This window comes from Tellurirhabdus bombi (assembly GCF_021484805.1).
Lineage (GTDB): Bacteria > Bacteroidota > Bacteroidia > Cytophagales > Spirosomataceae > Tellurirhabdus > Tellurirhabdus bombi.
The window spans coordinates 3,207,143-3,231,894 of the sequence record NZ_CP090557.1; the positions used below are offsets into that span (position 1 = coordinate 3,207,143).

A 24,752-nucleotide genomic window follows, 5' to 3' on the forward strand; every position below is an offset into this window, starting at 1 on the left:
GGAACGACTTAGGACGAGCCAACCGGCTCGGTTATTCCCTTATGGCTAAACCACAAAAAAAACTGTTTCTGCTTGACGCGCTGGCGTTGATTTATCGTGCTCATTTTGCCTTTAGCAAAGCGCCCCGGATTAATTCCAAAGGATTGAATACCAGTGTAGTTTTTGGTTTTGCCAATGCCCTGCTTGAGATTCAACAGAAAGAAAAGCCCACGCACATTGGTGTCGCGTTTGATTCGTCGAAGAAGACATTCCGGCACGAAACGTTTGCGGAATACAAAGGCACGCGCCAAGCCCAACCCGAAGATATTTCGATTGCCATTCCCTATGTAAAACGATTAATCAAAGCGCTGGACATTCCGATTTTGATTCTGGATGGCTTCGAAGCGGATGATATTATCGGAACGATGGCGAAAAAAGCGGCTCGGGAAGATTTTGAAGTCTACATGATGACGCCGGATAAAGATTTTGGCCAGTTAGTAGAAGAAAATATTCACATCTACAAACCCGCCTTCATGGGCAAGGCCGCCGAAAAGCTGGGCGTTGCCGAAGTGCTGGACCGCTGGCAAATCAAAGAAATCAGTCAGGTGACAGACATGCTGGGACTGGTTGGCGATTCGGTTGATAACATTCCGGGAATTCCGGGAATTGGCGAAAAAACGGCGCAGAAGTTGATTGCCGAATATGAAACGGTAGAAAATCTGATTGCCAACGCGGATAAACTGAAGGGCAAGCTGCGGGAGAACGTGGAGAAATTCGCGCAGCAGGGCTTACTGTCTAAACAACTGGCTACCATTCACATTGACGTTCCGCTGGATTTTGACGAAACGGCGCTGTGTTGCAGCCAGCCCAACCAGGCCGACTTGGCCGCTTTGCTGGACGAACTGGAGTTTCGCCAGCTACGAAAGCGGCTGTTAGGCGAAGATTACCCAGAAACGAACCCGTTTCCCGCTACGCCTGCCCGGGCAGGTACCCAAATGGGCCTTTTTGACGAGCAGGTGCTGGCCCCGGCAGCTCAACCCGCGGCGGAAAATCCATCGGGCACTGACGATCTGCCTTTCTCTTTAGATGACAATGAAAAGACGGCAGTTGTAACGCCAGCGGCTTCGGGGGCGTCGGCTACGCCAAAAGCGGTTACCGATTCGCAGAGCATTGAATCAGGAGAAGGTCCGGCCTACCTGAGTTATAGCTCCGAAGAGGCCGAAAATCACCCCGAGCGGCGAAAAGATATTTATTCGGTCGTTCACGATTATCGCCTGATTGATACCCCGGAATTACGGCAGAGCCTGATTCACTACATGAGCCAGCAGGAGGCGGTTTGCTTCGACTCCGAAACGACGGCCATCAACCCCGTTGAGGCGGATCTGGTTGGATTGTCCTTTTCGTATCGCAAAGGGGAGGCCTTTTACGTGCCTATCCCCGCCGACCGCGCCGAAGCACAAGCCATTGTTGATGAATTTAAGGTAGTTCTGGAAAACCCGGCAATTATCAAAATTGGACAAAACCTGAAATATGACCTGCTGATGCTGAAGAAATACGGTGTTGAGGTGCAGGGAAAATTGTTCGATACGATGCTGGCGCACTACCTCATTGAACCGGAGCAGCGGCATAACATGGATATGATGTCCATGACGTACCTGAATTACCAGCCCGTTTCCATCGAAACGCTGATCGGCAAAAAAGGACCGAAACAGCTAAACATGCGCGATGTAGATGTGCAGAAAGTAGTGGAATACGCCGGTGAAGATGCGGATGTAACGCTGCAATTGAAAGAAATTTTCAGCCAAAAGCTGGGTAATGATCAGTTGACTAAGCTTTTTGAACAGGTTGAAATGCCCTTGGTGCGGGTTCTGGCCGACATGGAGCTGGAAGGCGTGAAAGTAGATACCAACGCGCTGGCCGAACTTTCTGCCACGCTGGAAACCGACGTAAAACTGGTTCAGCAGGAGATTTATGAAATCGCCGGGGAGCCGTTCAATATCGGGTCGCCCAAGCAATTGGGGGAAGTTTTGTTCGACAGGCTAAAGCTGGATAAAAACGCAAAAAAGACCAAAACCGGCCAGTACGCTACGGGTGAAGAAATCTTGTCGGAACTGGAAGAAGAACACGAAATTGTTCGGAAAATTCTGGATTATCGCGAGCTGGTCAAACTGAAAAATACGTACGTCGATGCACTGCCGCTGCTGATTAGCCCGCGTGACGGACGGATTCATACCTCGTTCAATCAGGCGGTGGCGGCAACCGGGCGGCTGAGTTCGACCAACCCAAATCTGCAAAACATTCCGATTCGGACACCGCGCGGTCAGGAAATCCGGAAGGCATTTGTGCCGCATAGCGAAGATTTTCTGATTATGTCAGCCGATTATTCGCAGATTGAACTGCGCATCATGGCGTCGTTTAGTGGCGATCAAACCATGCTGGATGCGTTCACAAACGACATTGATATTCACTTGCAAACGGCCAGTAAGGTCTTTCACGTCCCTTTGAACGAAGTGACGGGAGACATGCGTCGGAAGGCGAAAATGGTCAATTTTGGGATTATTTACGGGATTTCGGCTTTTGGGTTGGCCCGTCGGTTGAAAGTGCCGCGCAAGGAAGCGTCGGAGATCATCAGCGAATATTTCCGGGAGTTTCCGGCCATCAAAGAGTACATGGACCGCAGCATCAACCTGGCCCGCGAACGGCAATATGCCGAAACGATTCTGGGGCGTCGGCGGTACCTGCGCGACATTAATTCCCGCAACATGACCGACCGGACCTTTGCGGAGCGAAACGCCATTAACGCTCCCATTCAGGGAACGGCTGCTGACATGATCAAGATTGCCATGATCAATATTCATGATTTTCTCCGTGAAAAGCGGATGAAGTCACGCATGATTCTGACGGTGCATGACGAACTGGTTTTCGATGCGCACCGCAATGAGGTAGATGAGCTGAAAGAGGCGGTGGCTGACATCATGCGGAACGCAATACCGTTAGGCGTCAAAATGGAAACCGGCATTGGCCTGGGTGATAACTGGCTGCAAGCGCACTAAGCGACCCAACTAGATTTTATAAAAGCCCGGACTTGTATTCGGGCTTTTCTTTTGTCGCACAATTTGTGCGAAATCGCACGTTTTTTACTAGTTCTAGTTTTGGTAATTGTTTGATTATTAGGAGGTAATATAATGGCACATCCTTTGGGTCTGTTTATGGAAACAGTACAGACGCATGGATCGTGAAGTTTCAATCGAATATGTAAAACAAACCCGTCGCCGAAGTTGGCTGATTGGGCTACTCCTTGTTGGCTGCCTGGTGATTGCGTTGGTCTGGTTCCGGTCGTTTCTCGAAACCTCAGTCAACGCTTCCGAAATACGGACGGCCACGGCTGAACGAGGCAGTGTTGAGAACACGCTCAATGCCACGGGTGAGATTATACCGGCCTACGAACAAATCATCACCAGCCCCATCCGCGCCAGCATCCGGCGCGTACTCCTAACTCCCGGCACCCGCGTCCGAACAGGGCAAGCCATCCTGGAACTGGACAAATCCCTTTCTCTTTTTGAGTTGGAAAAGCTGAAAGATCAGTTAGCCCTCAAGCAAAACGGCATCGATCAGCTGCGGATGAAACTCAATAAAAACCTCTATGATTCGGAGGTGTCTGATCAGATTAAATCCCTCAATATCAATAAACTGAAAGCCGAGCTGGAAGACACGCGTCGCCTCCAGAAAGTGGGCGGCCGGACGCTCGAGGACGTTACGCGGGCCGAAAATGCCCTACGCATTGCCGAACTAGAGAAAAAGCAACTGGAAAACGACCTTTCCTATAACCGGCAGTCGATGGGGGCGAGCCTGCGCGAATCACAACTTCAGGCCCAAATCGAAGGGAAAAACCTGAAAGAACTCGAGCACAAATTGAAACAGGCCGACATCCTGACCGACCGCGAAGGGGTGCTGACCTGGGTGAATGAAAACATCGGTACAGCGGTCAACGAAGGTGAAATGTTAGCGAAACTGGCCGATTTAGGCAGTTTCCGGGTGGAAGCGTCCGCCGCTGATATGTATGCCGACCGGATCAAATCGGGCATTCCGGTTATTGTGAAACTCAACGAAACCAGCCTACGGGGCCTAATTGCCCAGGTAAAGCCTTCAGTTCAGAATAACGTGGTGCAGTTTGCCGTGCAGTTGGAAAACAACCGCCACGCGTCGCTGCGACCGAACATGAAAGTAGAAGTTTTTATCGTCACTGATCGGAGTGCAAACGCGGTGCGAATTGCCAACGGCCCTGCCTTTAAAGGGAAAAAACGCCAATCCGTATTTGTCGTGAAACCCAACGGAACGGCCGAGCGGCGCGAAGTGGAAATTGGCTTAACCAACTTTGATCACGTCGAACTGAAAAGTGGCGTGCAGGTGGGCGAAAAAGTCATTGTTTCGGATTTGAGCCGGTTTGAACACCTGGATAAGATTACCATAAACAACAAAGCGGATTAAGCCTCGGGCCATACCAGGAATGAAAAAGCTTTTACTCCTTATTTTACTGCTGCTCCTAAAACAGCTAACCCAGGCCCAGCCGCAGATTCTAACGCTTGATGATGTGGTACAGATGGCCAAAGGGCAGTCGGTGGCGGCGCGGCAGGTGCAAACCCAGAAGAAAACGAATTACTGGCGATACCGCTCGTTTCTAGCCGATTATAAGCCTCAGTTGACCCTGAGCGGCACGTTACCTGGTTTTACACGCTCTTTTGTGGAGGTGCAGCAGCCCGACGGAACCATTGATTTTCGGCCTATTTCGAATAATAATTCGCTGCTCAATTTGGCACTTACCCAAAGCATTGCCCGAACGGGAGGGACTATTTACGTGCAAAAACAGATGCAGCGTTTTGATGATTTTGTGCGAAAAAATACCCTATACAACGGGATTCCATTCGACGTAGGGTTTACGCAGCCCCTATTTCGCTTTAACCCCATGAAGTGGGAGCGGCGCATTGAGCCCCTGAAATACGAGGAAGGAAACCAGCAGGCCATTGAAGAATTTGAGCAGGTGGGCGTATCGGCAACGAGTCTATATTTTGATTTGCTGGTGGCGCAGGTGAATTTGCAGATTGCCGAGAAGAACCGGAGCAATAACGACACGCTTTATAAAATTGCCCAGAAAAAGCTGGAATTAGGGAAAATATCCCAGAATGACATTTTGCAACTTCAGCTTGGTGTCCTGACCGCCCTGAAAGATCTGGCGTCGGCGCAACAAGCGGCAGAGGTCGCTTCGCTGAAACTGAAGGCGTACATCGGCTACCGGGATGAACGGCGGTTGCAACTGGCCGTTCCCGCCCGGATTGAGGAGTTTGCCATTGACATGCAAAAGGCGTTAAAAGAAGCTTTTTCTAACCGCGCGGACGCCATCGCGTTTCGGCGGCGGTTGCTGGAAGCCAGTCGGGACGTGGACAAAGCCAAAAAAGACAACGGACTAAATGCCAGCCTGAACGCGGCTTTTGGCCTCTCCAACCGGGGGCAGCGCCCCGTGGATGTGTACCGGCATCCCCAGGACCGGCAGTTTGTGGAAATTCAGTTTAATCTGCCGCTCGTCACTTACGGTCGCGCCCAGGCCCGGACCGAGACGGCCAAAGCCAACCAGCAACTGGCGCAGCAGTCCGTGGAGCAGGACAAGCTTACCTTCGAGCAGGAGATTTATACGCAGGTGACGCTGCTGGAAATGCTTCGAAAACAGGTTCGCTTGACCGCCGAAGCCGACGGAATTGCTGCCAACCGCTACCAGATCGCGCAGGATCGATTTTTACTTAGTGACCTGAGTGTAACGGATTTAGGGATTGCTACGCAGGATAAAGACCGCGCCAAACGCGATTACATCATTGCTCTGCGCGACTATTGGCAATCGTACTTTACGCTCCGGCAATTGACCTTGTATGATTTTGAACGAAATGAAAAAATTAGCTACTAAACAAGATACCTAATGATCACCCTCTCCAACATCGAAAAAGTATACCGTACCAGTTCGGTTGAAACGCTGGCGCTGAATAACATCAATCTGACCATCAACAAAGGTGAATTTGCCTCAATCATGGGGCCTTCGGGTTGCGGCAAAAGTACCTTGATGAACATCATGGGGTTGCTCGATATACCAAGCAGCGGAACCATTGCGGTTGATGGAAAACAAGTTACCAGCTATAAAGACAAAGAGCTAGCCCGGCTGCGGAATGAGAAAATTGGCTTTATTTTTCAAAGTTTTCACCTGATTAATGACTTGTCGGTGCTCGACAATGTGGAAATACCGTTGCTCTACCGCAAGGGAAATGAATCGGGGAAGTCGCGGCGGGAACTGGCGAAAGAGGCGCTGGAACGCGTCGGCCTGGGCAATCGGATGAAGCACTTTCCCCGGCAGCTATCGGGTGGGCAAAAACAACGCGTTGCTATCGCGCGGGCTATTGTGGGACAGCCGGAAATCATTCTGGCCGATGAGCCAACCGGAAACTTGGACAGCGCGATGGGAAACGAGATTTTAGCCATTCTACAAGGGCTGAACCGCGACGGAAGCACCATCATCATGGTAACGCACGACGAAGAAATGGCCCGGAAAACACACCGCCTCATCCGACTATTTGACGGAACGCAGGTGGCGGACACGACATTACAGGGACAGTTAACCAACCAGGTAAAATAATTGATTCATGCTACTGAACTACATCAAAATAGCCTGGAAGGTATTGCTTCGGCACCCGTTCTATACCTTCATTACGTTGTTTGGCATTAGCCTGACGCTCACGGTCTTGATCGTGATGACGTCCTTCGTGGATCACCTGATTGGGAGCCATTATCCCGAATACAAGCGGGATCGGATGCTTTACATCCAGCGGGTTGTTCGGCAGGATTCGGCCCAGCAAGGGCGCAACATGGGGCCAGTCAGCTTTTCGTTCCTGACCAAATACGTCAAAACCCTGAAAACGCCCGAACGTGTGGGCATTGCGTCTGCTTTCGGATTTGCCAATGCGTACGTGAGAGATCGGCGGATTAGCCTGCAAACGAAAGTGACCGACGCTGATTTCTGGCAGGTGACCGACTTTGAATTTCTGGAGGGAAAGCCCTTTAATGAGCAGAATATTGCCAATGGAGACCACGTTGCCGTCATCACGGACGACATCAAACGCCAATATTTCGATGATCCGACCCAACCCGTAGTTGGTAAAAATATTGAAGTAGACAATGTGAATTATCGAATTATCGGTGTTCTCAAGGGAGCGCCCGTAACCCGCCTTTACACGTCTGCCGATATTTATTTCCCCTACACAATTCCCAAAAGCAACTATAAAGATTCTGGTTTTGGAGGACAGTATATTGCATTTCTGCTCGCTCATAAGGAAGAAGATATTCCCAAGATACAAGCGGAGTTTAACGATGCCGTCCGGCGGATTCCGCTCCCGCAAGTGGATAATGGCTTCAAGGTGTATCATCTGGAAGTTTCTGCCAACAACTACCTGGGCAGTCTGCTGAGTACGTTTCCGTTTTTATCAGGCAACGATAAGGGGTATTTCTATCTGGTCCTTGGGCTTTTTATGCTGCTCTTTATGAGTCTTCCGGCTATTAATCTGGTGAATTTGAACGTAAGTCGGATCATGGAAAGAGCCTCTGAAATTGGCGTTCGGAAGGCATTTGGCGCGCCAACGTTGATCTTGATGGGTCAGTTTATCATCGAAAACTTATTCATTACGGCCATTGGCGGGGCGATTGCGCTGGCTCTTTCCGCACTCGTGATCTATTTTATCAACCAAAGCGGCTGGATTGCCAAAGCCGATCTAACCGTCAACCTGCCCGTATTTGCGATAAGCCTGCTGGTTTCTTTTGTGTTTGGTCTGTTATCGGGCTTAGTACCTGCTCTGCGTATGTCGAAACTAACCATTGTCGAGGCGCTGAAAGCTTAAAAGGTACAAAGAGCGAAAGAGGCGAAGAGTGAAAGAGCGATAAAGCCCGATCACATTTCCGTTCTGTTGCTCCTCCAGATCGCTCTTTCGCTCTTTATCGCTTTCACTCATTAATTAAATCACTCATTCAAAATAGCGATGTTACAACACCTTTTTAAACTCATGTGGAACAAGAAGCGGGCGCATGGCCTGCTGATTGTCGAGATACTAGCCGCCTTTCTGGTTTTATTTGGGGTGAGTAGTTTGATTATCAAAAGTTTACGGAACTACAACGAGCCGATTGGCTACGAATACAAGAATGTATGGGCTATTGATTTCAACTCCAATGGAGCAAACATATCCGATTCGCTGAAAATTGAGGTATTACAGCAGGTCAAGGTTCGGGCAGCTGCTTATCCGGAAGTAGAGGCATCCAGTTGGGTGTCCAATAATAGCCCAATGGCGATGAGCTCCATGACAAACAGTGTCGAATACAATAAAACCAGCATCAGCGCAAATAGCTTAAATGTTGACAAGGATTTTGCGAAAGTAATGGGCGTGGCCGTGCGGGAAGGGCGTTGGTTCGACAAGGCTGACGAATCTGGTGATCAGGAAGTTGTTGTTATTAATGAACCACTAAAAAAAGCCTTGTTTGGCGAAGGCCAGGCTGTTGGGAAAATCATCAATGAGGGCACAAAATGCCGGGTTGTTGGCGTGATCGGTAATTTTAAACCGGGTGGTGAGTATCAGGAAAACGCCCTTTGCATCTTTCGGCTGGCGAAAGGACAGCAGCAGGCATGGACAAGCAATTTACTCGTGAAAGTAAAACCAGGGACCGATGCCGTCTTCGAGGGAAAGATGATGAAGGACTTTGGTAATCTGGCTAAAGGCTGGAACCTGGATCTGTCGTACATGGAAAAACAGCGGAAAAACCAGCATAATCTAGTGTTGGTACCCGTTATTATTTTTCTCATTATCAGTGGTTTTTTGCTGATCAATGTTGCTTTGGGACTGTTCGGAATTTTGAACCTTAGTATCGCCAAACGGCGCGAGGAGATTGGCCTACGCCGGGCGTTGGGAGCCACCGAAAGCGGAATTAGCTGGCAGTTTGTCGGCGAAATCTGGGTCATAGCTACCTTTGGGCTCTTGATTGGATTACTGTTTGCCGTCCAGTTTCCGCTCATGAATGTATTTGATCTGGACACCAGTATTTACGTCATGGCCATTCTGGTTTCTATTGCGGTGATCTACGGAATCGTAACCCTTTGCGCGTTTTACCCAAGTCGGCAGGCAGCCACGATTCAGCCGGCGCTGGCTTTGCATGAGGAATAGGAAAAGAAGAAAATAAAGCCTTTTGCCTTAGTCGCTCGCCGGGATTGATTATTCATCTTAAATTGCCAGTATGCTTTTAATTATCGACGACGACATTGCTGTTCAAACTTCGCTCTCGCTCTTGTTTCGGAAAGCTGGTTTTGAGGTCGTAACTGCCAACGCACCCGACCAGGCGCTGGATGTGTTAACGGCTCAAACCCCGGAACTGGTCGTTCTGGATATGAATTTTTCCATCGAAACCTCTGGCGAGGAAGGATTGCGGCTATTGAATGTGGTCCGTCGCATGCATCCCTCAGTTCCGGTCATTCTGATTACGGGCTGGGGAAGCATTGACTTGGCCGTGCAGGGCATGCGGGCAGGGGCTAGCGATTTTATTACCAAACCCTGGCAAAATGAGTACTTATTGCAATCGGTACACACAGCGTTGAACCTGGCGCAATCGGAGCCGAAACCGGAAACCAGCGAAGCATCGACCCGGCGGCGCATCGACCAGCGTTACCAGTTTGAGCAAATTGTGGGAAATGACGGCAAGCTGATCGAAGTGCTGGAAACCATCGGGCGCGTAGCTGTAACGGACGCATCGGTGCTCATAACGGGCGAAAGCGGGACCGGCAAAGAACTTATCGCCGAAGCCACGCACCAAAATAGCAAACGCCGGACAAAACCATTTGTGAAGGTGAATTTGGGCGGAATTTCCTCGACGTTGTTCGAAAGTGAGTTGTTCGGGCACGTTCGGGGGGCGTTTACGGATGCCCGTTCCGACCGGGTTGGGCGCTTTGAACTGGCCAACAAAGGCACCATCTTTCTGGACGAAATCGGCGATCTCGACCCGTCCAGCCAGGTAAAATTGTTGCGCGTGCTTCAGGACCGGACCTTTGAGCCGCTGGGCAGTAGCAAAAGCCGGACGGTGGATGTCCGCGTGATTTGCGCCACCAACCGAAACCTGGAAACGATGGTAGCGGAGGGCACTTTTCGGGAGGACTTATTTTACCGAATCAACCTGATTACCGTTAAGTTACCCGCTTTGCGTGAGCGCCCGGACGATATTCCGTTACTGGTTAATTATTTTGTTAACAACCTGAAAATCATCTACGAGCGTCCTTCGCTGCAAGTGAGTCCGGTGGCCATGAAGTGGTTGAAAACGCTATCTTTGCCGGGCAATATTCGCCAACTGAAAAATATTGTTGAACGAACCGTATTGCTGGCTACCAAAAATATCCTGGAAACGGAAGACTTTCAAAAGCACGTAAGCCAGAATCCGGCGTCGGTGCTCGCGCAAAACATGCCTGCCGTGGGGGTGATGACGCTGGATGAAATGGAATACCAGATGATTCGTCGGGCGATGGATTTTCACCAGAATCGGGTGGCGCGAGTAGCCCGGGCGTTGGGAATCACCCGGTTTGCGTTGTATCGGCGGTTGGAAAAATACGGGATTCCTTATAGTGCAGACGAGTAATGAGAGGCATCGCATGAAGTTAACGCTCCGAACCAAATACCTGCTATACATCGCGACGGTCCACGCGGTCCTGATTTATCTGATCTTTCGATGGTTAAAAGAAGACAAACTGCTTTTTATTGCTTCGGAAGTTTTTGTACTGATTTCGGCTTACATCGCCATTCGCATTTATTCGGATTTTCGGCAACCCATCGAGTTTGTCGCCACCGGGATTAGTCAGATTCGGGATAAAGATTTTACGGTCAAATTTGTACCTACCGGAAGAAATGAAGTTGATCAGCTGATCAATGTCTACAATTTAATGATTGATCAACTCCGCCAGGAACGGACGCAGCAAATGGAACAACAGTTTTTTCTGGAAAAGCTTATTGACGCCTCACCGATTGCCATTCTGATTTTTGACTTTGACGACCGCATTGTGACCGTTAATCCAGTGGCTTGTCAAATAGTGCAACGGAGGGTCGAGCAAATGAAGAACAAAACGTTGGCAGAAATCGACCATCCGCTCCTGAATCAGGTAGCAGAGCTAAAAGATGGTGAAACAAAAACGTTGAAAATCAGCGGTGTTGAAATTTATCGGGTTCAAAAATCGCATTTTCTGGATCGGGGCTTTCAGCGATCTTTTTTGCTGATTGCTGAACTGACCAGTGAGATTCTGGAGACGGAAAAAGCGGCCTATAGCAAAGTGATTCGGATGATGGCCCACGAAGTGAACAATTCAATCGGGGCGGTCAATTCGATTCTGGATGTTACGCAATCGGTGATGGAAGAGCCGAAGCAGAGCGACCTGAAACATGCGCTTCAGGTTGCCAGAGAGCGCAATGATCGCCTAAACCATTTCATGCGCCGCTTCGCCGATGTGGTGCGTTTGCCCCTGCCAAACCGCATCCCGACCGACGTCAATCAGCTTAGTCAGGATGTGGTACGTTTGATGCAGATCCAGGCGGAACTCGCCGGAATAAGCCTTACGTTTGACGCTGAAAGTAGCCCGATTAAAGTGCTGGCGGATGCCGCGCAAATGGAGCAGGTACTGGTCAATGTCTTAAAAAATGCCATTGAAGCCTGTTCGCCGGGCGGGCTGGTGGAAGTTACCGTTTCAAACCGTCAGTTAGCTGTGCGCGATAATGGAAAACCAATTCCAGAAACGCTGAAAAATAACCTTTTTAATCCTTTCTACAGCACAAAGCCGACCGGGCAAGGCATTGGCTTGACCTTGACAAGGGAAATTTTAATGAATCATGGCTTCTCTTTTTCGCTCCAGACCAATGCGGAGGGCTGGACGGTATTTAGCATTCATTTTGCCTGAAGAAATAGCGTGATGGAAATCAGCCCGCTTACAAACAATTATCCTGATTTCAGTGCCACCAGTGCTGTTTTTTTGTTATAGTTGTACGCCAACTTAATAACAATATGAAAAACATCCTCATCCCCACTGACTTTTCGGAATCTGCTGAACATGCCCTGAAATATGCCCAGATGCTGGCCCGCTTAGACGGCGCAACGCTGACGCTGACGCATGTTACCCAACCCTTTATTCCAGATACAACATTGCCAACCGGTGATATAGGAATTGGGGTGGGGGCGCTGGCTGCGCAGGAAATGGAAGAAATCAGCGAATCACAATTACAGCAGCTAGCTGCCCGCCTCCAGCAGGAAGGCTTTACGTGTCAGACAGAGAGCCGGATGGGGTCAGTCGAGGACGAGATAATTGCCCTGGCTGATGAGCAGCGCCCCGACATGATTGTGATTGGCCGCCATAATTTCGACTCTTTTTTTGATCGTCTGACGGGGAGTGCGGCTTCGGATGTGGCGATGCAGGCGCATTGTCCGGTACTGGTGGTTCCATCGCCTGAAGAAGCGCAGGGAGCGGCCATTCAGTTCAAACACATCGTATACGCAACCCAGTTGGAGTTTGACGAAAACCACATCCTGAGGCCGGTAGTGGATTTGGTTCGTCGCAATAATGCCCGGCTGACTTTGCTGAAAATAAATGCCGATAACCAGCCTGATGTAAATAACAGCCAGGAGTTTATGGCTCAGATTAAACAGGAATTCGGCCAAGAGCGCTTTAGTGAGGATGTTGTGCACGCTGATAATGTATCGGAGGGCCTGACAGGATACATCAAGACGCATCAGGTTGATTTGCTGGTGATGGTCACTCGCGAACGTGATTTTATGAGTCGTTTACTCAATCCGAGCCTAACGAAACGCATGGTGCTAAGCTCGAGTGTTCCCGTGCTGGTCTACCATGCGGGTGATACAAAAGGCGCCGATTTTCTATAAAAAACCAATAAAGCAATAGCGTGGGTGATTAACAAAGTTAGCGATGGCAGTACTTTGTTAGTCGCCCACGCTTTACCTTTGTCGTCTGTTCCGATCACTGCCCGTATGTCCAAAAACCGTTACCGTCACCAATCCAAAAAAGTAGGTACATCGCCAGGATCGCTGATTTACGTTGGGCAGGAGGTCGAGCACGAAACGCGCGTACAGCGCATTGAATATAGTCCCGAAAAATACACCATTGAAGAGGTTAAGCGACTGAGTAACTGTACAATTCCGCCGGTTTCTTCGCCGCAAGTAAACTGGCTGAGCGTTGACGGGATTCATGAACCAGCCGTAATCGAACGAATCGGCCAGCAGTACAAGCTGCACTCGCTGCTGCTGGAAGATGTGGTTAATACGCTGCAAAAGCCCAAGCTGGAGCAGTACGACGACCACTATTTATTTACTACCCTAAAGGCTTTGTCATTCAACAATAATTCGGGCGAGCTGGAAAGCGAACACCTGAGTTTTGTGTTAGGCCCGCAATACCTTATTTCCTTTCAGGAAGAGCGACAGTCTGATTTATTCAAGCCTGTTCTCGACCGAATTGCTGCTTCTGCCGGAAAAACTCGCCGTAACGGTGCTGATTACCTGCTGTATGCTTTATTGGATTTGGTGGTTGATAATTATTTCGTTGTGCTGGAAACGGTTGGTGAACGCCTTGAAGTTCTGGAAGATAGTATTATTCAGCAGGTGGCATCTCAGCAAACATTGGCGCGTCTTTATTCGCTGAAAAGGGTATTGACGCTGATGCGGAAAGTAGTTTGGCCTGTTCGGGAGATTATTAACGGGCTGCTGCTAGAAGAATCGCCTTTGCTGCAACCTTCAACTACGCCCTATTTGCGTGATTTATACGACCACGTTGTGCAGGTTCTGGATAACATTGACTCCTACCGGGAACTAGCGACGGGGCTTCTCGACGTTTATTTGTCCACCTTGAGCAATCGGATGAATTCCGTGATGAAAACATTGACCATCATTTCGGCGATTTTTATCCCCCTGACATTCATCGCGGGAATCTACGGAATGAATTTTGAATACATGCCTGAACTACGCTCGCCATATGGTTATTTTGCAACGCTAGGCGTTATGTTGCTGATTGCCATTGGCTCAATCATTTATTTTAGAAAACGAGGTTGGATGTAGGTGCAGTTCCAGTAACGACCTGTATTCAACGGGTTACACAATGAATATACTATTTCCAGAAATCAACTCGGCGGCTCTTTATCCAGTGACCGACAGTCGTCAGGTTTTATTCCCGGCACAGAGCATTTTTTTTGCCATTCGGGGGGAGCGCCACGACGGGCATCGCTATATCACAGAATTATACCAAAAAGGAGTACGCCATTTTGTGGTAGAATCGGCAGCCTTAACGCCCGCTTTTCGGGACGAACTGGCGCAATACGCAGACGCCCAGATTCTGGAAGTAGGCAATAGTCTAGAAATGCTTCAGAAGATGGCCGCTGACCATCGGCGGCAGTTTGTTATTCCGGTCATCGGTGTGACGGGAAGCAATGGAAAAACCATCGTAAAGGAATGGCTGACGCAAATACTGGAACCTGATTTTCGCATTCAGAAAAGTCCGAAAAGTTATAATTCGCAGGTTGGCGTACCGCTTTCGGTCTGGCCCCTGAAGGAAGAGCATACTTTGGGTATTTTTGAGGCAGGTATTTCGAAACCCTTTGAGATGCAGGCCCTGCAAGGCATCATCCGACCCACGATTGGCATTTTCACCAACATCGGTTCGGCGCACGACGAAGGATTTCGGAGCCGGAAGCAGAAGGTAGCCGAAAAGCTTCGGCTGTTTACCCAGGTAAAAACGCTCATCTACCGGAAGGACTACCCCGAAATAGACGAAGAAATTAATTTATTGTTGAAGGCGGTAAATCCTGATATTCAACTTATAAGCTGGTCTTCGGAAGGAAAAGGAGCCGTTAACGTGACGTACGAAGCGCAGGCTAGCGGTACATTAATTACCCTGAAATGGGCGGAAAGAGACTATTCCCTTTTTGTGCCTTTTGCGGATGAAGCTAGTCTCGAAAATGCAACGCATACTGCTCTGGCGACGTTGGTGTTAGGCATTACAGATGAGGCCACACTTCAGAGTCGTTTTGCGCGGTTGCGGCCCGTTTCGATGCGTCTTGAGGTGAAAGAGGGAATTCACCGAAATCTGCTCATCGACGATACCTACAACAACGATCTGGCGGGGCTTTCCATGGCGTTGAACTTTCTGAGTCAGCAGGATAGCTCCCGGCAGAAGGTTTTAATCTTATCTGATCTGCTCGAAACGGGTCTGGGTGCCGAAGACCTCTATCCGATAATCAGTCAGCTGGTAGCCGGAAAAGGCGTGCATCACCTGATTGCCGTTGGGCCGGAACTTGGGGCCAACCAGCGTTTATTTCCGGAGGGGACGCGCTTTTACCCGACGGCGGAAGAACTGGTGCAATCGAACTACCTGAACACGCTATACGATGCCGTAATTCTGGTGAAAGGAGCACGGCGTTTTGGCTTTGAGCGCATTATTAATCGATTAATTCAGAAATCGCACCAAACGGTTTTGGAGGTTAATCTGGATGCTCTGACGCATAACCTGAATTACTACCGCAGCAAAGTCGGGGCAAAGACCAAAATTATGGCGATGGTGAAGGCGTTTGCCTACGGGAGCGGGAGTGCGGAAGTAGCCAGGCTGCTGCAATACCACCGGGTGGATTACTTGGCTGTTGCGTATGCCGACGAGGGCGTTGCGCTTCGCCAGCACGGTATTCATCTGCCGATCATGGTCATGAATCCGTCCCCCGAAACGTTCGCTCAACTGCTGGAGTACAGGCTGGAACCGGAAATATACAGTTTTTGGCGGCTGGAAGAATGGAAGGAGTTTTTGATGAAAGAAGCGAAAAAAGGCAAAAGTTCGTTCGCCGATTTCCCCTCACTCCACCTGAAACTAGACACGGGGATGCATCGTCTTGGCTTTTTACCGGACGAATTAGCTGCTTTATGCACCTTGCTACAAACAACGCCTACCTTGCGCGTTGCTTCGGTGTTTAGCCATTTGGCAGGAGCCGACGAAGCAGCGCATAATGGGTTTTCTCAGCAGCAATACGAACAATTAGCCCGTGGAGCTATGCAACTGGAAGAGGCATTAGGCTATCAACCGATTCGCCATATTCTTAATTCAGCCGGAATTATTCGTTTTCCAGAGTATAAACTGGATATGGTACGTCTAGGAATTGGTCTATACGGCGTAGAAGCGAGCCAGTTGGAAACCGGCCAGGTACTGCCGGTTGGTACATTGAAGACAGTTATCAGTCAAATTAAAAACCTGAAAGCGGGCGAAACGGTTGGCTACAGCCGTCGGGGATTACTGCAGAAAGACGCCCGAATTGCGACTATTGCCATTGGCTATGCAGATGGCTACGACCGGCGTTTAGGGAACGGGGTAGGGCATGTATCCGTCAACGGAACGCTCTGTCCAACTGTAGGCAGTATTTGCATGGACATGACGATGATTGATGTAACCGAAGCTGACGCGCAAGAAGCTGACGAAGTTATCGTTTTCGGAAAAGAAATGCCAATAACCCGTCTAGCTGCCTGCATCGGTACGATTCCATACGAAATTATAACTGGCGTCAGCGAGCGCGTGAAACGCATTTTTTACCGGGAGTAGTTCTTTTAACAGGCTCCCGGTAAAATCCCAAGGTCAAGAATTAGGGTGATGTATATGTTTGTTCAAGCAAGTATATTATAAGCTTTGAGATGATTTTGCGTAGAGATAAACGGCTCTCCGGGCACGTAATAGTCGCATCTTAATGGTGCTTGTACGCACATTGTATTGCGTTGCAATCTCTTTAAGGCTGTAGCCCTGTTCATATTTTAGGTGCAAAAGCGTACGATCCTGGACATTGATAAGCTTAAGCACATGCGTAAGTGTTTCAAAATTATCCTGCTCATCATCCGTGGAATCATATACGTAGCTGGCATTACACCATTCAGAGATGGCTGTTTGCGTACGCTTTTGAACCCTAAATTGGTTTAAACAATAGTTTTTGGTTAAGACCGATAGCCAATGAGAAAATGAACTTTGATTTTTAAATTGACTCAATTTCTGATATACCTGAAGGAAGACACTCTGTGTATAATCCTCCACCCAATCCGCATCTTTGACGTAGGTCATGCAATGGCGGTAGACGCGTTTATAATGTCGTTGGTACAAAATAGAAAAGCAGGAATCGTCTTTCATTTCGGTGATGCGGACAATCAATTCGCTGTCAGATAAATGGTAACAGCTTTTAAGATACGTGGTAGTCATAAGCACAAGAATTAAATAAATTAATAGAGTTTATAGCTGGTAGAGAATTTGGGTATTCAATGTAAACAGGATCGAACGTACATATTTCGTGTATTCGCTAGCCGTTATTTAGATGCTAATTTTGTAAAGCGTCTGATAAAAACTACTAGCACATAGCTGTTATATGTATGAACTTATAATTTGGCACAAAAGAATAAGCCTTTTTGGCTCCCTAAGGGTTTGAAGGCGTATTCTGATTGGCATTTAGCGGTTGATTATTTATATACTCGGTGGGTGTTGAATTTGTAAACTTGGTAAAAGCCCGGAAAAAAGTAGATCGGGAGCTAAAACCTGCCTGCCAGGCTAAACCTTCTAACGTAAGCTGACTGCTCTCGGGTTGTAGCATAATAGTCTGGATGTATTTTATCCGATATTGATTGATGTAATCATTGAAGTTCATGTTAAACTCCCGATTGATAACTGCTGAAACATGATGGTGGGGCAGGTTCACGTCCTCGGATAATGCCTTCAACGAATATCCTTTTTTCAGGTAAGCTTGTTGATTATTTAAAAAAGATTCGATTCGCTGACGATAGTCCAGCCGTTTATCGGCCTGTAAACTTTCTATTTTCTCAACCTCTGAACCAAGCAAGTTTTCTTCCTGATCGTTAGTCGGAATAACTTCTGAGTAAGGTTCTAATGTCGTAGATGGATGGGTAGCGACATGCTGGGTTGACCATCGATAAAGGACATAGGCAAGAATCGAGATCAAGTAGATGCCAATTGCTATTTCCAGCGTAGCTCCCTTGTGAGCAGGTGCGATAAAGACATTAGCAAAAAAAATCGCGAGCAAAAATGTATTAAAAAGAAGATAGATAAATAGCCATTCCATTTTAGATGCTTGGCGAACCAAATACTTAAATCTAAAAGAACGATAAGAGTGAATAAGAAGCCTGACTTGAAAAAAGTAATAAATAATTGATACAAATAACATTAAATGAAAATGAGCGAAAGAAGGAAGCTGAACGTCTTCAAATGGGAAAATAGACCCAGAGCCAAGCGGTGAAAGATGGGCCATTATTGGACCGGCCACCGGCTGAAAACTGTAAAAAAAGAGTAGTTCAATTAACCGAAAAAGAAAAGGGATTAAATGAATAAAGTCATAATTTTTAAATGCTATTCGGTCCTGTAAAATCGAGCGAATGTACAAAAATGAACTAGGAATAGCTAGGTAGAAGAAAGGCTCGAAAATACTGTATAAATAGGGTGATTTGATGAATAAACCAGTATGCAAAGAGGCAACTCCGCAGAGAAAAATACTAAAATTAAAAATAGAGAAAAGTAGGTAAATATTTACATCAATCAACTTGCGTTTAAAAAACAATATAATCACTGCTATTAATCCAGATAAAGCGCAGATTAACAATACGTAAGGTAATAAATGTGTAATCGATAGAATGGTGTACATTTACTAATGAAGGCAAAAATAATTAGACATTTAGTGTCTGCTTAATGAGCTTAATACGTTGTAAATATATTCTATTATGCTTAAATATCAGACAAAAAAGAGTATTAAAATTGAGTTAATTATTAAAAAAGTACAATTTAGTTAATTTAAGTCTTGTTTCGGTAACAAGATAAAATTGACTCGAAAAAGGTATGAAATCAGTTCTATTTGTAGTGAAAATCACTATTTAATTAATGAATGTACTATCTCGGTATTTTTGTACGAACAGCTTCTACCGCACTCTTTTTATTATCAAGTTCTGTCTGAGTATTGGTTTGCTCCGTTTTATTTGATTCTACATTTTTTTCCAACTGTTCTAATTCTTTTGCATTCTCGTCTAGACGACGAAGTAGGTTTTCTTTCTCCTTTTTATTTCGTTCTATGTCACGGACAAGCTTTTCGCCCGCACGCGTGCTTTTTTCGTGTTGTTTCTGGGCGTCGTTAAAGCTTTGCTCCGCAGCGCGTAATTCGTTATTCAGTAAAGTGCGACCTGCGAAATCTTTGACCAATGTTTCGAGTTGATCATATTCTCGGCTTCCTACCGTCACGTAGTTTCCACTTCCCAAATCAGCGGCCACAAACAGTTTTGCCTTGTCTTTTGACGCGCTTATCCGGCTAGTTAGGTTAACAGGGTTTACCGATAGGGGTTTTATGTCGGCAGCGGGGACTTTGTAAACACCACCGCGGCTCGTAACGACACGCCCATACGATTTTAGCAGCGTTTCCCATTCGCGCTCGACAAACTTTCCTTCGGCTGGAATATCGATAGTGATTCCTTTCAAAGACTGCTGCTCAACTTTTTCCGTAGACGAATAAACGGTCTGGCTGTATGCAGTTTGTGTAAGGCAAAAAATAGCGAATAAGTGAACTGCCGCGAAACGGGAAAAGGACTTGTGGACTGTTTGGTTTCTTTTCATGTATTTAGTTAACAAGTTTGTTTGTGATCAATAAACGTTTTGTTCCATCTAACAAGGTCGTAGCAAAAATATACGTTTCGCCACCGTCAGTTAGTTCCAGCGTTTTTCGTAAGGCGTCTACCGAATCGGGAAAGTTGCGAATGGTTAAATTCGCTTTGCGGTCGGGCACCAGCATACGTACCGCTTTACGGTCTGGTTTGCAAGTGCCTATTACTTCAAAAATGCGTCCTGGAAAGCCATCTACAACTTTGTCCGAGGTGTATAAGTGGCTGTTCGGCGCTATTTTGGTTAATTTAAATCGGTCTGCAATAACCCTGAAAGCGCCTGCTTTCAAAATAGACGAATTGGGTTCATACAGGTAACGGTCGGGTGGACCAAAGAGTATATCAACTTGCTTCTCCGCTGAACGAACAAAGCTAAAATGCTCATCAACTGCTTTGCTGCGTAGGTTTACAGCCGTCATGAGAACATCATCTGCCGCCTCCTTCGACACCACAAAAAGCACTTCCTTGCACTCATTATCAACGGCAACCACGTGAACGTCGGAGACGCCCTTGAGGGTTCGCAGGCTGGACTCAATGTCAATCAGGGGCGAGGTTTTAATCAACAGGCGTTGGGCTTTGGCCAGCAGCGTATCATACCAATCCGCAACGGGGGGCTCGCAGTCTTCAAGTCGAACCACTTTGCCACCACGGCTGTCGCGACGAGCCGGATCAAGGTAAATCCAGTCGGCATAGCCAGCAAAATTTTGTAGAAAATGCAAGCCATTATCCGAGCGGAATTCTATGCCAGAGGCACCTAAACGGGGAAGGTTATAGGTTGCTAGCTCAGCTAGATTGGCCTGATTTTCAACGTAAATTACCTGATCAACTCGTTCCGAAAAGGCAGCCGTATCGACTCCCATACCGCCCGTAAGGTCAATGAGTAGGGTTGGGTTGTCCGGTAGCGGATCAGATTTGCCCACAAGGGAAGCTTTGTAAAGAGCAGTCCGTTCTGATGAAGCTTGTTCGACGGAGAGAGGAGGCGGAAAGACCAATGCCGGGTTCGCGTACCAGGCCGGTAGCTTCTGGCGTGCTTTCTGACGCGCCGTAAGCTGAGCCGCAATTTCCCGCATGCGGAGACCAGAATTTGTCTTCTGGCGCAAGAGTAAGGTTGCCGGATCATCATTCATATGATGTATAATAAACTCTTGCTCCTCAGGAGTCAAAAAAATCATGATAAAATTAAATACTGATAAAGATTAAAAAATGATTAGGATTACCTTTGTAGGGGTAGCTGGTCAAATAAAACGCGTCCAGAAACCTAACAAAATTAATAACGTATAAGCAACTCAATTGATAGATGTATGAATATCTTAAAACCGCTTAAGTCACTTGCCCACTATAAGGCAGCTGACTTCCGAAGCGATCTACCAGCTGGGCTATCGGTTTTTCTGGTAGCGCTTCCGCTTTGCCTGGGCATTGCGTTGGCTTCTGGAGCGCCTCTTTTTTCAGGTTTGGTAGCAGGCATGATTGGGGGAATCATTATCGGATTGTTGTCTGGATCGGACGTGAGCGTCAGTGGTCCGGCGGCGGGTCTGGCGGTCATTGTGGCCGACAATATCAAAGAACTGGGGTCATTTGAGAGCTTTTTAGCCGCTGTGGTCATCGCCGGTTTTATTCAGTTTGTGCTGGGTATTGTACGGGCGGGCAAGTTCAGTGGTTATTTCCCGGACAGTGTTATCAAAGGCATGCTGGTAGCCATTGGATTGGTGATTGTTTTAAAGCAGATTCCCCACGCCCTGGGCCGGGATAATGACTACGAAGGTGAATTTGAGTTTCAGCAGTTGGCCGATGGCGAAAATACACTCTCCGAGATATACCGGGCGGTGGTAACATTTAGCCCCGGCGCGGTGGTCATCAGTTTGGTTTCGTTTGCCATCCTTATTTCTTGGGAAAAGCTCACGGGGCGGGGCTTCAATTTTGTTCGCCTGTTACCTGGCGCCTTGCTGGCCGTATTTGCCGGAACCATTCTGAACGAGTTATTCCTGGCCTTCATGCCAAACTGGTATCTGGGCGATTCGGCACACCAGCACATGGTGCAGATTCCGCAGATTAAGGCCGGCGAAAGCTTTTTCTCGATCTTTGATTTTCCAGATTTTAGCGCACTAAATAACCTTCAGGTCTATAAAACGGCCGGAACCATTGCCATCGTTGCCAGTCTGGAAACGCTCCTGAACCTGGAGGCTTCGGACCGCCTGGACCCGCAGCGGCGAGTGTCGTCGCCCGATCAGGAAATGGTCGCGCAGGGAATTGGCAACATCGTTTCTGGGCTTGTCGGTGGATTACCCGTCACGTCGGTGGTTGTGCGGTCATCCGCAAATGTATACGGCGGCTCCAGAACGCGTATGTCGGCAGTTATTCACGGCATTTTGCTCATGCTGGCCGTATTTCTGACAGCTCCATTTCTGAACCGGATTCCGTTGTCCTGTCTGGCCGCTGTTCTGATTATGGTCGGTTACAAACTCGCCAAACCTAAAATATTTGTAGCCACTTACAAGCAAGGGATGAATCAGTTCATTCCGTTCGTTGTCACCGTTTTAGGGATTGTCTTTACCGATCTGTTGATTGGGATCGGAATTGGTTTGGTCGTTGGAATCCTTTTTGTGCTGTATACGAACTTTCAAATGGCCTTCCGCGTCATCCGCGATGGAAATCACGTATTGATCAAGTTTCAGAAAGACGTCTATTTTATCAATAAACCGCAGCTTAAAGAAGAATTGCGGCAGTTACAACCCGGCGATCAGGTTTTGATTGATGGCACGAATGCCACCTTTATCGACAATGACATTTACACCATGCTCCAGGAGTTTCAGGAAACAGCTGATTCAATGAATATTAGCTACGAACTGAAAAACGTAACGCTGGAGAAACGAAGAATTCGCAATTACGCAAAAGTACGGGCGGCCATCGCCCAGTGATCTTTCGGGGGTGGACCAGTAAAAAAAGCTGTTTGGAAAGCCAGACAGCTTTTTGTTTTTCCAAGCACTGGATAGTATAATAAAAGAAATATATCCTTTCATAATCGCTGGATTTCCTATATTTACTTAGGAACGATAGCACCCTAAGTTTCTCCTAAAACCCTCACGCTTTTAAATTTCATGATTTCTGAATCAACCAAGCAGAAGGTTGCTGACAAGCGAACCCTCTTCAGTGTCATTTCAGCCTCGTCGGTAGGGACGCTGATTGAGTGGTACGATTTTTACATTTTCGGCTCGCTGGCAACCATACTTTCCACCAAATTTTTTCCAGAAGGCAACCCGACGGCGGCGTTTCTTTCAACCTTGGCAACCTTTGCGGCGGGCTTTGTGGTACGGCCTTTCGGGGCTTTGTTTTTTGGGCGTTTGGGAGATCTGATTGGCCGGAAATATACGTTTATGGTCACCTTGCTACTGATGGGTGGAGCCACGTTTGCCATCGGGCTGGTGCCGGGCTATGAAACCATCGGCTTTCTGGCTCCTTTGCTGGTGTTGGTGCTGCGCCTGCTGCAAGGACTGGCGCTGGGCGGTGAATACGGCGGAGCGGCCACCTACGTGGCCGAACACGCGCCCAGCCACCAGCGAGGCTTCTGGACATCCTGGATTCAGACGACCGCCACGGTCGGCTTATTCGTGTCGCTGCTGGTGATTATGCTTACCCGTCTGGCCGTGTCAAAAGAGGCGTTCGATGATTGGGGCTGGCGCGTTCCGTTCTGGGCGTCAATTATTATGATAGCGATTTCGTACGTGATTCGGAGGAACATGCACGAGTCGCCGCTGTTTGCGAAAGCAAAAGCAGAGGGTAACACATCGACCAACCCGCTGAAAGAAAGTTTCGGTAACAAATACAATTTCAAATTCGTACTGCTGGCTCTTTTTGGAGCCACGATGGGGCAGGGGGTTGTCTGGTATACTGGTCAGTTCTACGCCATGAGTTTTATCGAAAAAATATGCAATGTCGATAAGATGCAGTCGGATGGGCTGATGACAATTGCTTTGCTGCTGGGAACGCCTTTTTTTGTGCTATTCGGCTGGTTGTCTGATAAAATTGGTCGGAAAGGAATTATGCTGACCGGGATGCTTATCGCCATTCTGTCTTACCGGCCCATCTACGAAAAGATGTACCAGACGACTAATCTAACCGCAAAAACCGAACTAACGCCTAATACAACCATCCAGACCCTAAGCACGCCCGACGAAAAAAATCCGGGCACGTTGATAACAACAACCACAACAAACCGGGAATACACCGACGGAACGAAAGTAGTCGAAACTGCTAAAATCAAAGCGGGGTCGGCAACGCCGACGGGCGTGAAAAAAACAATCACGCTGAACAGCAGAGACAAATGGACGCTGATCTGGCTGGTGTTTTTACAGGTGTTGTTCGTCACGATGGTGTACGGACCCATTGCGGCGTTTCTGGTGGAAATGTTCCCAACCCGCATTCGGTATACGTCCATGTCATTGCCCTACCACATTGGGAATGGTGTTTTTGGGGGGTTGTTGCCCGCCGTCGCCACGTATCTCGCTACCAAAGCCAATGATGCAAACGGAGTGGCCATCAAGGCGGGAGCGGCACTGCCTTATAAGGCGCCTTATCTGGAAGGGTTGTGGTATCCCATTGTGGTAGCGGGCGTCTGCTTCGTGATCGGGCTGGTTTACATCAATGGAAAAGATACGCAGGTAGACGATTAATTCTGAATTATTAATTAAGACAATAGTCTGCGAAACAGATGAATACAATTAAACGAATATTGGGCGCTGCCTGGTTGTTCATTGCCGCTCTGGCTGGTTATTTCGGAATTGTGCATTTTGGCTTACCTAAATTGGCTTCTGGTAACCAGGAGGATTTGGTGTTTGGAATCATTATTCTCTTTATCCTGATGCCAATTATTGTAGGTGGGTTAGTAACATTTGGCTATTACGCGCTAAAAGGCGAGTATGATCTGAAGTCGTGAGGACGTTATTTGATAAATAGCTATTTTTGGCGATTTCGTTGAAGACTTTCCAGAAGAGCTTTTTACCTTTAAT

The 24,752-nt window shown here is 47.8% G+C and carries 18 protein-coding genes; 14 read left to right on the forward strand and 4 right to left on the reverse strand.

The features are described 5' to 3' along the window. Positions 1–41: 41 nt before the first annotated feature. The 11 genes from polA (at position 42) to L0Y31_RS13720 (ending at position 16,660) form a co-directional block, all read left to right on the forward strand. On the forward strand, positions 42–3,032 hold the full coding sequence (gene polA, locus L0Y31_RS13670; RefSeq protein WP_234733633.1) for a DNA polymerase I: 2,991 nt from the start codon (positions 42–44) through the stop codon (positions 3,030–3,032). Positions 3,033–3,207: 175 nt separating this feature from the next. Further along, positions 3,208–4,467 (forward strand): efflux RND transporter periplasmic adaptor subunit, encoded by a 1,260-nt coding sequence (locus L0Y31_RS13675; protein WP_234733634.1) that lies wholly within the window; start codon positions 3,208–3,210, stop codon positions 4,465–4,467. A 19-nt stretch (positions 4,468–4,486) separates the two neighbouring features. Further along, positions 4,487–5,932, forward strand: a complete 1,446-nt coding sequence (locus tag L0Y31_RS13680; RefSeq protein WP_234733635.1) for a TolC family protein — start codon at positions 4,487–4,489, stop codon at positions 5,930–5,932. Positions 5,933–5,944: 12 nt separating this feature from the next. Next, on the forward strand, positions 5,945–6,652 hold the full coding sequence (locus tag L0Y31_RS13685; RefSeq protein WP_234733636.1) for an ABC transporter ATP-binding protein: 708 nt from the start codon (positions 5,945–5,947) through the stop codon (positions 6,650–6,652). Between the two features lie 7 nt (positions 6,653–6,659). Further along, positions 6,660–7,907: an ABC transporter permease gene (locus tag L0Y31_RS13690; RefSeq protein WP_234733637.1), complete on the forward strand. Its 1,248-nt coding sequence runs from the start codon at positions 6,660–6,662 to the stop codon at positions 7,905–7,907. Positions 7,908–8,069: 162 nt separating this feature from the next. Further along, the gene (locus L0Y31_RS13695) at positions 8,070–9,218 is read left to right on the forward strand and encodes an ABC transporter permease (RefSeq protein ID WP_234733638.1); all 1,149 of its coding nucleotides are present in this window, start codon (positions 8,070–8,072) and stop codon (positions 9,216–9,218) included. A 70-nt stretch (positions 9,219–9,288) separates the two neighbouring features. Beyond that, the gene (locus tag L0Y31_RS13700; protein WP_234733639.1) at positions 9,289–10,674 is read left to right on the forward strand and encodes a sigma-54-dependent transcriptional regulator; all 1,386 of its coding nucleotides are present in this window, start codon (positions 9,289–9,291) and stop codon (positions 10,672–10,674) included. A gap of 13 nt (positions 10,675–10,687) precedes the next feature. After that, positions 10,688–11,980: a sensor histidine kinase gene (locus L0Y31_RS13705; RefSeq protein WP_234733640.1), complete on the forward strand. Its 1,293-nt coding sequence runs from the start codon at positions 10,688–10,690 to the stop codon at positions 11,978–11,980. 104 nt (positions 11,981–12,084) lie between these two features. Next, positions 12,085–12,957, forward strand: coding sequence for a universal stress protein (locus tag L0Y31_RS13710; RefSeq protein ID WP_234733641.1), 873 nt, complete (start codon positions 12,085–12,087; stop codon positions 12,955–12,957). 105 nt (positions 12,958–13,062) lie between these two features. Then, positions 13,063–14,142, forward strand: coding sequence for a magnesium/cobalt transporter CorA (gene corA, locus L0Y31_RS13715; protein WP_234733642.1), 1,080 nt, complete (start codon positions 13,063–13,065; stop codon positions 14,140–14,142). A 40-nt stretch (positions 14,143–14,182) separates the two neighbouring features. After that, complete coding sequence (locus tag L0Y31_RS13720; RefSeq protein ID WP_234733643.1) at positions 14,183–16,660, forward strand: bifunctional UDP-N-acetylmuramoyl-tripeptide:D-alanyl-D-alanine ligase/alanine racemase; 2,478 nt, start codon at positions 14,183–14,185, stop codon at positions 16,658–16,660. A gap of 75 nt (positions 16,661–16,735) precedes the next feature. On the opposite strand, the gene L0Y31_RS13725 is transcribed toward L0Y31_RS13720, so the two are convergent. From L0Y31_RS13725 to L0Y31_RS13740, 4 genes are all read right to left on the reverse strand, one after another. After that, complete coding sequence (locus L0Y31_RS13725) at positions 16,736–17,302, reverse strand: RNA polymerase sigma factor (protein WP_310587094.1); 567 nt, start codon at positions 17,300–17,302, stop codon at positions 16,736–16,738. Between the two features lie 211 nt (positions 17,303–17,513). Then, positions 17,514–18,749 (reverse strand): helix-turn-helix domain-containing protein, encoded by a 1,236-nt coding sequence (locus L0Y31_RS13730; protein WP_234733645.1) that lies wholly within the window; start codon positions 18,747–18,749, stop codon positions 17,514–17,516. Positions 18,750–18,991: 242 nt separating this feature from the next. Further along, positions 18,992–19,705, reverse strand: coding sequence for a hypothetical protein (locus tag L0Y31_RS13735; protein WP_234733646.1), 714 nt, complete (start codon positions 19,703–19,705; stop codon positions 18,992–18,994). Positions 19,706–19,709: 4 nt separating this feature from the next. Next, positions 19,710–20,921 carry a class I SAM-dependent methyltransferase gene (locus L0Y31_RS13740; protein WP_234733647.1) on the reverse strand — a complete coding sequence of 404 codons (1,212 nt, stop codon included), beginning with the start codon at positions 20,919–20,921 and terminating at the stop codon, positions 19,710–19,712. A 129-nt stretch (positions 20,922–21,050) separates the two neighbouring features. Between L0Y31_RS13740 and L0Y31_RS13745 the strand changes: the two genes are divergently transcribed. The 3 genes from L0Y31_RS13745 (at position 21,051) to L0Y31_RS13755 (ending at position 24,679) form a co-directional block, all read left to right on the forward strand. Further along, entirely contained in the window at positions 21,051–22,664 is a 1,614-nt protein-coding gene (locus L0Y31_RS13745) for a SulP family inorganic anion transporter (RefSeq protein WP_234733648.1), read from the forward strand. Positions 22,665–22,844: 180 nt separating this feature from the next. After that, positions 22,845–24,416, forward strand: coding sequence for an MFS transporter (locus tag L0Y31_RS13750; protein WP_234733649.1), 1,572 nt, complete (start codon positions 22,845–22,847; stop codon positions 24,414–24,416). 38 nt (positions 24,417–24,454) lie between these two features. Then, the gene (locus L0Y31_RS13755) at positions 24,455–24,679 is read left to right on the forward strand and encodes a DUF6814 family protein (protein ID WP_234733650.1); all 225 of its coding nucleotides are present in this window, start codon (positions 24,455–24,457) and stop codon (positions 24,677–24,679) included. Positions 24,680–24,752 lie beyond the last annotated feature (73 nt).